15 protein-coding genes and 1 pseudogene are annotated in these 11,112 nt (G+C 65.9%); 6 read left to right on the top strand and 10 right to left on the bottom strand.

Features of this window, described 5'->3' with window-relative positions; all coding sequences use genetic code 11:
* The 4 genes from ACESMO_RS11900 to map all read right to left on the bottom strand — a co-directional run.
* Window positions 1–447 (bottom strand): RadC family protein (locus ACESMO_RS11900; RefSeq protein ID WP_372708359.1); only part of this gene is annotated, 447 nt, incomplete at its 3' end.
* A 2-nt stretch (window positions 448–449) separates the two neighbouring features.
* A complete protein-coding gene (locus tag ACESMO_RS11895) occupies window positions 450–779 on the bottom strand; it encodes a transcriptional regulator (protein ID WP_372708358.1) in 330 nt (109 codons plus the stop codon).
* On the bottom strand, window positions 769–1,077 hold the full coding sequence (locus ACESMO_RS11890; RefSeq protein ID WP_372708357.1) for a DUF6516 family protein: 309 nt from the start codon (window positions 1,075–1,077) through the stop codon (window positions 769–771). Before ACESMO_RS11890 ends, ACESMO_RS11895 begins: the two co-directional genes overlap by 11 nt.
* A gap of 76 nt (window positions 1,078–1,153) precedes the next feature.
* Window positions 1,154–1,975: a type I methionyl aminopeptidase gene (gene map, locus ACESMO_RS11885; RefSeq protein WP_372708356.1), complete on the bottom strand. Its 822-nt coding sequence runs from the start codon at window positions 1,973–1,975 to the stop codon at window positions 1,154–1,156.
* 149 nt (window positions 1,976–2,124) lie between these two features.
* On the opposite strand from map, the gene ACESMO_RS11880 reads away from it, so the two are divergent.
* Entirely contained in the window at window positions 2,125–2,877 is a 753-nt protein-coding gene (locus tag ACESMO_RS11880; RefSeq protein WP_372708355.1) for a competence/damage-inducible protein A, read from the top strand.
* 29 nt (window positions 2,878–2,906) lie between these two features.
* Here ACESMO_RS11880 and ACESMO_RS11875 read toward each other — a convergent pair whose 3' ends face one another.
* Together ACESMO_RS11875 and fliI are read right to left on the bottom strand one after the other, a co-directional pair.
* On the bottom strand, window positions 2,907–3,317 hold the full coding sequence (locus tag ACESMO_RS11875; protein WP_372708354.1) for a flagellar export protein FliJ: 411 nt from the start codon (window positions 3,315–3,317) through the stop codon (window positions 2,907–2,909).
* A gap of 13 nt (window positions 3,318–3,330) precedes the next feature.
* Window positions 3,331–4,672 (bottom strand): annotated as a pseudogene (fliI, locus tag ACESMO_RS11870) (flagellar protein export ATPase FliI).
* 195 nt (window positions 4,673–4,867) lie between these two features.
* Here fliI and cysK point away from each other — a divergent pair.
* From cysK to ACESMO_RS11855, 3 genes are read left to right on the top strand one after another with little or no spacing between them, the layout of a single operon-like run.
* Window positions 4,868–5,848 carry a cysteine synthase A gene (gene cysK, locus ACESMO_RS11865; protein ID WP_372708353.1) on the top strand — a complete coding sequence of 327 codons (981 nt, stop codon included), beginning with the start codon at window positions 4,868–4,870 and terminating at the stop codon, window positions 5,846–5,848.
* 54 nt (window positions 5,849–5,902) lie between these two features.
* Window positions 5,903–6,160 (top strand): type II toxin-antitoxin system VapB family antitoxin, encoded by a 258-nt coding sequence (locus ACESMO_RS11860; RefSeq protein WP_372708352.1) that lies wholly within the window; start codon window positions 5,903–5,905, stop codon window positions 6,158–6,160.
* A complete protein-coding gene (locus ACESMO_RS11855; RefSeq protein ID WP_372708351.1) occupies window positions 6,157–6,558 on the top strand; it encodes a type II toxin-antitoxin system VapC family toxin in 402 nt (133 codons plus the stop codon). Before ACESMO_RS11860 ends, ACESMO_RS11855 begins: the two co-directional genes overlap by 4 nt.
* Here the strand turns inward: ACESMO_RS11855 and ACESMO_RS11850 are convergent.
* The 4 genes from ACESMO_RS11850 to ACESMO_RS11835 form a co-directional block, all read right to left on the bottom strand.
* Window positions 6,555–7,496 carry a Brp/Blh family beta-carotene 15,15'-dioxygenase gene (locus ACESMO_RS11850; protein WP_372708350.1) on the bottom strand — a complete coding sequence of 314 codons (942 nt, stop codon included), beginning with the start codon at window positions 7,494–7,496 and terminating at the stop codon, window positions 6,555–6,557. The genes ACESMO_RS11855 and ACESMO_RS11850 overlap by 4 nt on opposite strands.
* Window positions 7,497–7,559: 63 nt before the next feature.
* Entirely contained in the window at window positions 7,560–8,336 is a 777-nt protein-coding gene (locus ACESMO_RS11845) for a bacteriorhodopsin-like (RefSeq protein ID WP_372708349.1), read from the bottom strand.
* 170 nt (window positions 8,337–8,506) lie between these two features.
* Window positions 8,507–9,124 carry a LuxR C-terminal-related transcriptional regulator gene (locus ACESMO_RS11840; protein ID WP_372708348.1) on the bottom strand — a complete coding sequence of 206 codons (618 nt, stop codon included), beginning with the start codon at window positions 9,122–9,124 and terminating at the stop codon, window positions 8,507–8,509.
* A 47-nt stretch (window positions 9,125–9,171) separates the two neighbouring features.
* Window positions 9,172–9,348, bottom strand: coding sequence for a hypothetical protein (locus ACESMO_RS11835; RefSeq protein ID WP_372708347.1), 177 nt, complete (start codon window positions 9,346–9,348; stop codon window positions 9,172–9,174).
* Between the two features lie 34 nt (window positions 9,349–9,382).
* Between ACESMO_RS11835 and ACESMO_RS11830 the strand changes: the two genes are divergently transcribed.
* Both ACESMO_RS11830 and ACESMO_RS11825 read left to right on the top strand, forming a co-directional pair.
* Window positions 9,383–9,706, top strand: coding sequence for a type II toxin-antitoxin system VapC family toxin (locus ACESMO_RS11830; protein ID WP_372708346.1), 324 nt, complete (start codon window positions 9,383–9,385; stop codon window positions 9,704–9,706).
* Between the two features lie 27 nt (window positions 9,707–9,733).
* Window positions 9,734–10,957, top strand: coding sequence for a DUF2336 domain-containing protein (locus tag ACESMO_RS11825; protein WP_372708345.1), 1,224 nt, complete (start codon window positions 9,734–9,736; stop codon window positions 10,955–10,957).
* The last annotated feature ends 155 nt before the right edge of the window (window positions 10,958–11,112 follow it).

The raw sequence follows: 11,112 nt of genomic DNA, 5'->3' as shown, positions 1-11,112 counted from the left end.
GTCGAGGTAGAGGACCCGGAACTGCTCGCGCGGCTCATGCTGCAAGCACAGGCGGACATAGGCCAGCAGGGCGGTCCAGGATGAGATGACGGTGCGCTTGCCCGCCTCTTCCCCGGCCACCCGGCGCGAGACCTCGTGCAGGGCGGCGAGGTCCAGCGCGGTCTCGGCGCCGATGCCCTTGGCGCGGCCCCGGATGTCCGCACAGCGGACCGTCATCAGGTCCTCGACCGAAGCCGCCAGCACCGCCGCCAGCGAGCCGAACCGGGCCAGCAGGGCCTTGGCGATCGGCTTGACGTCGCCCTGCGGCTGGCTGCGGAACAGGAAGAGTTCGAGCAGTTCATAGTCGGGCAGGTGGTGGATCCCGGCGGCCCGCGCGCGGTCGCGCAGCCGCTCGCGGTGGCCGGCGTGGTGGGGTTTGGGCGAGGCAGGCGGGGCGGCGGCGCCCATGCTCAGGCTGCGGCCCGGCGATTGGAAACCCTGAGCTCGAAATAGTCGTAGGGGAAGATGACCTTGCCGCTGTCGCCGCGCCTGACGATGCCGTTCCTGATCAGTCCAGTGACATCGCCATGGACCGCCTTGACGTCGCGGTCGACCTTTCGGGCGACTTCGCGGATGCTCATTTCGCCGGCACCCGCCATCGCGGTCAGTATGTCCCAACGTTTACCGGTCAAGACGCGCCAAAGCAGGTCGGACGAGATGAAGCTGGATTCGGCATAGCCCTTCTCCACACACTCAAAGGCACCACGGACGTCGGCAAAGACCTCGTCCTCAGTCCTCACGCTGAAGACGACCGTTCTGAATTCTCCATTCTCGTACCGTTCGTCGGAAATCGAGTTCGAGCTGGGTGAGATCGACAAATCCATACGGGAACTCCCTTTGGCCGACATGCAGGTGGTCGCCCTTGCCACGCTCGTTGTCATAGCGAACGACGCAGACCTCGTCGCAGACGTAGGCGAGGCTGTACTTGTAGAGGTGGTTCGACATCAGCAGCGGTGTGAGCAGCTCCCAAACTACGAGATACAGGACCTCGCCGTCGCCAATGCGAATCTCCTCCTGGCGCTTCAGCCGCGCCTTCATGTTGGAGTATGGTCCAACAGAACAGGTGTTGTCAATAGGTCCAACAGCGCCTCCCGCGACGGAAGAGCAACCTAGCCTAGAATTGCGGGCGGAACAGTCCTGCCGGGCTGGTGGTGAAGATTTCCATGCCGTCCTCGGTCACGCCGATGGTGTGCTCGCACTGGGAAGACAGGGACTTGTCGCGGGTGACGGCTGTCCAGCCGTCGGACAGAACCTTCACGTGCGGCTTGCCCATGTTCACCATCGGCTCGACGGTGAAGAACATGCCGGCCTTCAGCGTCGCACCCTCGCCACGGCGCCCGTAATGCAGGACATTGGGGCTGTCGTGGAACAGACGGCCGATGCCGTGGCCGCAGAAGTCGCGCACCACCGACATGCGGTTGGCCTCGACCACCTGCTGGATGGCGTAGCCGATGTCGCCGAAGGTGTTACCCGGCTTGATCTGGGCGAGGCCGGCGTCGAGCGAGTCATAGGTGACGTCGATCAGCTTGCGGGCACGGGCGTTGATCTCGCCGACCGCATACATGCGACTGGAATCGCCGTGCCAGCCGTCGACGATGACGGTGTGGTCGATGTTGACGATGTCGCCGTCCTTCAGGACCTTGTCGCCCGGGATGCCGTGGCAGACGACGTGGTTGATCGAGGTGCAGACGGTCTTCTCATAGCCCTTGTAGCCCAGGCAGGCGGGCAGGGCACCGTGGTCGAGGGTGAACTGGCGGATACGGTCGTCGATCTCGCCCGTGGTCACGCCGGGGACCACGAAGGGGGTGATCATGTCCAGCGCCCCGGCGACCAGACGGCCTGCCGCGCGCATGCCTTGATATGCCCCGGCGTCGTGGACGCGGATCTCGTGGGTGCGGACGAAGGCGTCCTCGTCCAGTTCGGGAGTCTCGTACATTGGCTCGACTTTCGGGGCGTCCGGGTCGCGAGGGCTTGGGCCTCGGATGGAAGACTATAGCACAAACCTCAAGGCCGGGTTGAGGCGCCACGTGGGTAGCGAGCCAGTGTCGCGGCGCGCGCGGGTGCCGGATAGGCTAGACGGAAGGCATGACCGCTCCATCGCCCACCGCCGCCGTCCTGATCATCGGCGACGAGGTCCTGTCCGGCCGGACCCAGGACACCAATCTGAACACCATCGCCCGGCTTCTGGCGGCGCTGGGGATCGACCTGCTGGAGTGCCGGACGGTTGGGGACCGCAAGGACCAGATCGTCGACAGTCTGAACGCCCTGCGCGCGACGCACGATTATGTGTTCACCACCGGCGGCATCGGCCCGACCCATGACGACATCACCGCCGACGCGGTCGCGACGGCGTTCGGCGTGGCCCTGCCCGAACACCCCGACGCGGTCGCCATTCTGGCGCGGCGCTATGGCGACGACTTCAATACGGCGCGGCGGCGGATGGCGCGGGTTCCCGAGGGCGGCACGCTGATCGCCAATCCGGTGACCGACGCGCCGGGCTTCCAGATCGGCAACGTCTTCGTCATGGCGGGGGTGCCCAAGATCATGACGGCCATGCTCGAGGACGTGGCCCCGCGCCTGCGGACCGGGGCGGTGGTGCACGCGCGCACACTGAGAGTCTCCGGCGTCGGCGAGGGGTCGATCGCCGACATCCTGACGGCGGCGGCCAAGGCGGAGCGCGAGATCAGCTTCGGCAGCTATCCGTTCGGCCACGGCTCGGTGGGAGAGATGGGGACCAGTCTGGTGGTGCGGGGGCGGGATGCGGCGCGGGTCGACGCCGCAGTCGAGGCGCTGGCGGCGGCTCTGACGGCGGCGGGGGTGGCGGTCGCGCCGATCTGAGCTTCCTTCTCGAACAGGGGAGAAGGCATCTAAGCGCTGCGCCGGCGCAGGCCCAGTTCGTCGAATGCGGCGGTCTCGCGCTTGCCCGCGGCCATGACGGCGTTCAGGCGGGTGGTTTCGGCCACGTGCTCGAACTTCTTGAGCTCTTCGAAGGCGCCGGACAGGGCGTCGCGGGCGCCTTCCTCCTCGGCGTCGATGACGACGACATCGGCCTCGGCCGCGCCCTTGCGCAGTTTCCAGCCGCTCAGATAGGCTTGCAGCAGCAGGGCGGCGTCGGTGTCGGAGCGGGCGCGTTCCTGCTCGATCTCGGCCTCGGCCTCCAGCACAGCGATGCGCATCTCGGCGGAGGCGCGACGGGCTGTAATCTCGGTGAGGCGCTTCTGCAGCGTCTCGACCTCATAGTTGGAGATGCGGATCAGGGATTGGGCCCATGCGGTCATGTTGCGTCTCCGGTCACTGCGCCATCCCTTGGTTCAGAATGGTTTCCAGACGGTCAAAGGAATCGGCCAAACGGGTCACATCATTCTGATCCTGTCCGAGGAAGGCCTCGAGCGCGGGGTTCAGGGCGATGGCCCGGTCAACGACGGGGTCGGCCCCGGCGCGATAGGCACCGATGCGGATCAGCTCTTCCATATTGCCATAGGCCGACAGGCACTGGCGGGCGCGGCGGTTCAGCTCGCGCTCGGGCGGGGTCTGGCAGCCGGGCAGGGTCCGGCTGACGGACTTCAGCACGTCGATGGCGGGGAAGCGGCCGCGCTCGGCGATCTTGCGGTCCATGACGATGTGGCCGTCGAGGATGCCTCGCACCGCGTCGGCTATGGGCTCGTCATGGTCGCCGCCGTCCACCAGCACGGTGAACATGGCGGTGATCGGTCCCGCCGTGGTGCCGTCCGGGCGCACCGGTCCCGGCCCCGCGCGCTCCAGCAGTTTGGGCAGTTCGGTGAAGACGGTGGGGGTATAGCCCTTGGTGGTCGGCGGCTCGCCTGCGGCCAGGCCGATCTCGCGCTGGGCCATGGCGAAGCGGGTGACCGAGTCCATCAGGCACAGAACCTCGAGGTCCTGATCGCGCATGAACTCGGCGATGGCCATGGTCATATAGGCGGCCTGGCGGCGTTTCAGGGCGGGCTCGTCACTGGTGGCGACTACGACGATGGCGCGGCGCAGGCCTTCTTCTCCCAGGGTCTCCTCGATGAATTCGCGGACCTCCCGGCCCCGTTCCCCGATCAGGCCGACCACGACCACATCACAGGTCGCCTGTCGCGCCAGCATGGACAGCAGCACCGACTTGCCGACGCCCGAGCCGGCGAAGATGCCCAGCCGCTGACCCCGGCAGGTGGTGGTGAAGACATCCATGGCACGGACGCCGAGGTCGAGCCGTTCGCCGACCCGGCCGCGCGAATGGGCCGGGGGCGGGGGCGCGCGCAGGGGATAGGCGGCGGGGCCGGTCGGCAGCGGGCCCTTGCCGTCGATGGGCTGGCCGAAGGCGTCGATGACGCGCCCCAGCCAAGCGGTGGTCGGGCGCACGCTGGCGGCCGAGGAAATGATGCGGATGTCGGCCCCCGGGGGCCACCCCCTCGACCGGGCCGAACGGCATCAGCAGCGCCTTGGCGTCGCGGAAGCCGACCACCTCGGCCGGCAGGGGCGACAGGTGGCGGCGATCGATCTCGGCCCGGGCCCCGACGGACAGACGCGACAGGCCACCCTTGGACTCGATCAACAGGCCGTTCACCCCCGCGACCTTGCCGGTCACGACGAGAGGGTCGATCGCTTCGACGGCGGCGGCGAGATTGCGCATTCCCAACGGATGCGGCGCTATGGTTAATGCGGCGTAAAGGTAGGGCTTCAAGACCGACAGAAGGATGTGGCGCACCGGGCTAGCGTCGGCGGCACCCTTGCTGTCGTCAGCAGCGCCCCCATGTCCGACGTGCGTGGTTTCGTCCCGCAGAGTTGTGCTTCAAGCTCGCCCCGTATTTCTCGCCGGAGACCCTGCATGTCCGACGCCCCCTACGACCCCTCCCGCCATATGAAAGTCGGGCGCGGCAAGGTCTATGCGTCGATCCTCGACACGATCGGCGACACCCCGATCGTCGGCCTGCCGCGGCTGTCGGCCGAGTACCAGCCCAAGGCGACCGTGCTGGCCAAGCTGGAGTTCTTCAACCCGACCTCGTCGGTGAAGGACCGCATCGGCGTGGCCATGATCGAGGCGCTGGAACAGGCCGGAGCGATCGGGCCGGGCGCGATCCTGATCGAACCGACCAGCGGCAACACCGGCATCGGCCTGGCCTTCGTGGCGGCGGCCAAGGGCTATCGGCTGATCCTGGTCATGCCCGAGAGCATGTCGATCGAGCGGCGCAAGATGCTGGCTCTGCTGGGGGCCGAACTGGTGCTGACACCGGCCGAGAAGGGTATGAAGGGGGCCATCGCCATGGCCGAGGAACTGCTCGCGCGGACGCCCGGTGCCGTCAGCCCGGCCCAGTTCGACAACCTGGCCAATCCCGCTATCCACCGCGTCTCGACAGCCGAGGAAATCTGGAACGACACGGCTGGCGCGGTCGACATCGTCGTGGCCGGAGTCGGCACGGGCGGAACCGTCACCGGCGTCGGCCAGGCGCTGAAGGCCAGAAAGCCTTCGGTGCGGATGATCGCTGTCGAGCCGACGGCCTCGCCCGTGCTGTCGGGCGGCGAACCGGGGCCGCACAAGATCCAGGGCATCGGCGCGGGCTTCATCCCCTCGATCGTCGACCGGTCGGTCATCGACGGGGTCGAGCAGGTGTCCAACGACGACAGTTTCGAGATGGCCCGCAAGGCCGCGCGGGTCGAGGGCATACCGGTCGGCATCTCGTCGGGCGCCGCCCTCGTCGCCGCCTTCCGGCTGGCCAGCCTGGACGAGAACGCGGGCAAGACGATCGTGACAATTATCCCGAGTTTTGCCGAACGCTATCTGTCGACGGCGCTGTTCGAGGGGCTGTAGCGGGTCGCGTGTCTTCCCTTCATATGCTATCTTCCTGTCGAAAGGCAGGAAGACATGGCGTTGAACATCAAGGACCAGCGGACGGATGAACTGGCGCGCCGAGCCGCCGAACTTCGCCAGAGCGGCATTACTGAAGCGGTTCGCGCCGCTCTGGAACGCGACGTCATTCTGCTGGAGGCGGAACGCGACAAGCGACGAAAGGATTTCATGGCCAAGGTCCGCGAAATACAGGGCGCAGCGGCGGCCATCCCCGATCGAGACACGCGCAGCCTGAAGGAAATCTCTGACTGGCTTCTGGATGACGGCGAGTGATCGTCCTTGATACGTCGGCTCTCGTCGCCATCATCCTGGGTGAACCCGAGGCTGAGGCGTTCACGACCGTCCTGGCGTCCGGCCAGGCCTTCTGGATTTCGGCGTTGACCGTATTCGAATGCGAGACCGTTATTCGAGCCCGCAAGGATCAGACTCTGGTCTCCCGGGTGCGTGAGTTGTTGGCGCTCTGTAGAGCGACAGTCCTTGCGTTCGACGATAACCAGGCCGCCTTGGCGACCCAGGCCTATCTGGAGTTCGGCAAGGGTGTTCACCCCCCCCGCCTCAACCTGTGCGACTGCGCCGCCTATGCCTTGGCCAAGTCCCTCAATGCCCCCCTGCTCTACAAGGGCGACGACTTCGCCATGACCGACATCGCCCGCGCCGTCGCGCCCGGTTAACCGGCGCGGCCTTCACCTTGTGTCTGATCTGTACGTGCCAGCGACCGCCACACTCGAGGGCGCGCCATCCAAGCGATGACGAAGGGTGCCAGCATGTGCGGCATGGTCAGAATGGACAGGGTCATGAAGCTGGCGGCGACCAGACGCGAGGCGGCATCGGCGCGAAGCTCCAGCCCGTAGAGGCCGGCGGCGATCGCGCCGGCCGCCGCAGTTATAGGCAGGATGATCCTGACCCACACGTGTCGGCGGGTCCGCGCCAACGCGCGCAGGCTCTCTCCCAGATGCCGGGGAGAGTGGAACAGGCAGAAATAGAGGGCGAAGCCGATGACGGGCGGCAGGAAGATCATGCCTGTCAGCGCCAGGGCACCGGCGGCGGCGCGCCGTCGATGGCCCGCAGACCACAGCGCCCCCAGGGCCACGACGCCGATGACCAGGGCGGTGGGCATCACGAGCGTCAGCGCTTCCGTGACAACCGGGGCTTCCGTCCGGCCTGTCAGGGCGATGAACACTCCGTCGAGTTCCGCGCGGTGCAGCAGCGTGGGCGCGGCCAGAAGACCGAGAGCCAGGCCCTTTTCGAGCAGGCTCGAACCGGAGCCGGTCCAGTCCTCAGAGAAATGAACCACGGCCACGATGATGAAGATCACGAGCGCCAGCACAGGCGCGAAATGCCACACGCCGAACATGGCCATGGCCAGGCCCAGATAGACGGTGAGCAGCACGATCAACCCGGTCACGGGACCCTGGGCCTGGTCGCGGATGCGGTGCAGGTCCAGCGTCCCGTGCGGCAGGCCGAAAACAAGTAGCATCAGGCAGCCGACGGATGTCGCCAGTGATCCTGACAAAGAAACGCCCGCAGCGAGCGCCAGACCGCAGCCCAGAAAGCCCAGAATCAGGGCCGTCAGGGGCAGGTCCAGGCCGCTGCGAGCGAGGGGAGGCATTGTCGGTGGTCCTTACGAACGAAAGAGAAGGGTGGTCCCGATGCGGAACCACCCTCTCTCCGGTTAGTGGGTGACCGCGTCTTTCGTGGTCGCGTCGCCGTACTCGATCTGCGTCTTGCGGACCGCGATGATGAAGATCAAGATGCCCAGGCCGACCTTGGCGATGATGTCGGCGATCGTGTAGCCGATCTCCACCGCCGTCTCGACCGTACCGCCACCCATGTTGGTGTAGGGGATCATGTAGACGATCGGATAAAAGCCCCAGGAGGCGAAGGTCAGCAAACGGGCTGACTTGATCAGGCCCCTGACGCTTTCCGGTTGGCGCTCGATCGCGGCCCCCAGACCCTTGAACAGCTCCCAGACGATGTACAGGAACGGGATGGTCGACAGCGTGCCCCAGATGGCCCGGGTGGTGTTGTCGTCGGCGATCTCACCCGGGTAGCCCAGGATGATCATCAGAGCGGCGGCGATGCCCAGCTTCGTTGCCTTGGATATGGTCTCGGACTGCGACAGGCGCATGACCAGGATCAGTTCGATCAGCAGCAGCGGCACGGTCAGCAGCCAGTCGACATAGCGGTAGGCCTTGTTGAAGGCCAGGCCAGTGACCTGGATCACGCCGTCGCGGACTTCATAAGCCTGTCCCCAGCTATCGAAGATGCGGAGGTAGTGATAGGCGGCGATGGCCGTCACCAGACCGGAGATGACCAGAGCGGTCCTGTAGGCGGGTGCGACCTGCGAGCGGCTTAGCCACAGGAAAAGGGTCGCTGCGGCCATAATGGCAAAGGTGAAAGAGAAGGCGTTGTAAACGAGCACATACTGCTCGATGCTTATGGCTGGCATGGTGTTTCCTCCGAGCGGCACTCTCTGGCCGTGTAACGGAATCCTTCTGCCATTCGGCGGGGCTGCGCCATACGGGCTTTAGGCCGTACCCGGAGAGTGGCGGGTACCTGAACTCGGATACACGGCATCGGCCGAGTCGCGAAGCGATTGTTTCTCAGTAGATCAGGCTGCTAGAGCCCGGCCTCGACCGCCACGCGGATGGCGTCGGCGATGTTGTGGGTGCCGATTTTCTCCAGGATCAAGGCGCGGTGCATTTTCACCGTCTTCTCGCTGAGTGACAGATTGTAGGAAATCTGCTTGCTGCGGCAACCCGACGCGATCTGTTGCAGGACTTCGCGCTGGCGCGGTGACAGAGTGCGGACCACCTCGACCGCATGGTGGTGACGGCTGGACGACGGGCCGACCGCGTCGTCATCCAGCTCGACCTGCAAGCCGAGGAAATACTCCAGCTCGCCGTCGGGTGTGAAGACCGGCGCGACCAGCACGGCATTGCGGAACGGCCGCCCGTCGCGCTTGTAGTTCAGGATTTCCACCAGGGTCGCCCGTCGCTCGCGCGTACCCGCACGGATGCGCTCGGTAAGCCATGGCTCGGTCGCCGGTCCGGCGAGGAATCGGCAGTTCCGGCCCAGAATCTCGTCATCGGCGTAGCCGGTCAGGTCGCAGAAGGCCTGGTTCACCGCGATGATCGGATTGTCCGGCAGGCGCGGGTTGCTGATGACCGAGGCAATCGGACTGCGGATGATGGATTCCCGCAGATTGATCCCGTCTTCATCCAGTTCGTAGGTCATGAGCCGAAAAGTCCCCCCCTTGAAGCCTACGCTCAAGAACGTGGAGGTCAAACGGCGCAATCTATCGCAGGGCGCGAGCCGGGGGCGCAGTTGCCTGTCTCACCATGCCGGACCCAGTCGCCGTCCCAGATCAGGACCGCCGCTCCACTCACGAAATCCAGAATGACCTGAACCAGGACATCCTTGATAGTGATCGAGAGCTCGGCAATCGTCGCCATCATCATGCTTGAGGCCGCGGCCGAAGCCTAGATGACGATCATGGCCAGGAACCGCGGACTGGTTTCCGCCATGACGGTGTTCGAGAGCGAGACGGTCATCCTCGGCCGGAAACAGGCCGGGGCGGTTCATGAGGTCAGGGATCTGGTGACCTTCCACGGCGTCCAGGTGGTTCCGTTCGACGATTCCCAGGCGATGGCGGCGTTCGAGGCGTGTGCCCGCTTCGGCAAGGGCATACAGAGGGCCCGATTGAACCTTTGCGATTGCGCCGCCTATGCTTTGGCCAAGTCATGGGGCCTCCTTCTGCTTTACAAGGGCGGCGACTTCGCCCTGACCGACGTCGCTTGCGCCGTCACCGCCGGTTAACCGGCCGGGCTGTATCGTCGCCTCGACATGTCAGAGTCCGAGCCCAGCCCAGAGGATGCCGCCCCGAAAGGCGGCTTTCGCGCGCGCCACGCGCTGCTGAAACGGCTGGCCGACGTGGTGTCGCTGCCCACCACCCGGATCAACGCCTTCGAGCGGTCGGTGACGGGCGATCTGCTGGTCGAGATGCTGCGGCTGGCCTCGCATGAGGATCGCAAGCGGGTGGCCGCCCGGCTGGCGCCCCTGGCCGAACTGCCCAATGCGCTGGCGCGGATGCTGCTGCACGACGCGTCGGACATCGCCGGTCTGCTGATCGACCATTGCGCCTCGCTGACGGACGCCGATCTGGTCGCCTGCGCCTGCGCCCGGGACGCGGCCGTCGAGCACCGCTTCCTGATGGCCAGCCGCCGCGGTCTGTCCGAGGTGGTGACAGAGACGCTGATCAGCTTCGGCGAGAGCCACGTCATCGAGGCGGTGCTGCGCAACACCACGGCGCGCCTCAGCCAGACGGCCATTGAGGGCGCGGTCAGCCTGAGCCGCCATGACCGTGGCCTGTGCCACCATCTGCTGAAGCGGCCCGAGCTTAGGCCGTCGAGCGCCTATGTCATGTTCTGGTGGTGCGAGCCGGACGACCGCCGCACGATCCTGCAACGGTTCGCCGTATCCCGCGAGGTCATGCAGGAGGTGGCCGAGGACGTCTTTGCCATGGCCGCCGACGAGGAATGGGCCGATCCCGTGTCCCACAAGGCGCTGCAGTTCATCGAGCGTCGCCAGCGCAACCGCGCCGCCGTCGAGAAGAGTCCCTTCGACGATCTGGAACAGGCGATCGCCACGGCCGGAGCGGACGGCATGACGCGCGAGACGGCGACCGAGATCGCCCATCTGTCGGGCCTCAAGCCCCTGACCGGCGCCAAGATCATGGGCGATCCCGGCGGGGAACCGCTGGCGATATTGTGCAAGGCGACGGGCCTGTCGAAAGGCGATCTGGCCCTGTTGTGGCGCTCCATGCGTCGCCCCGAATTCACCGCCGAAGGCGATGTGGACCCGGTCTGGGAACGCGTCCAGATCACTTACGACATGCTGGCCGTCGATCGGACACAGACGGTCTTGCGATACTGGAACTGGTCGCTTTCCTCGGCCCTGACGCCCGCTCTACTCAGGGCGATCCGCGAGGGCGAGGAAGAGGCGCTTGACGATTATTCGACGCAGGAACGGGCCGCGATGCTGGCGCTGTCCGAAAACTTCCGACCCTGAAGTCGTCACATCCGACTAGGCTCAGGACCCATTAAAGGGATTCACACGGTCGTGGCGATCTGATTCACTGGTGGCAGGAGGAGCCTGTCATGAGTGATCTGTTTTGGCTGACGGACAAGCAGATGCGTCGGATCAAGCCATATTTCCCGCTGTCG

The organism is Brevundimonas sp., from assembly GCF_041688735.1.
GTDB lineage: Bacteria > Pseudomonadota > Alphaproteobacteria > Caulobacterales > Caulobacteraceae > Brevundimonas.
The sequence above is the reverse complement of the archived record's forward strand: the minus strand, read 5'-3'. Positions and strand labels throughout refer to the sequence as shown.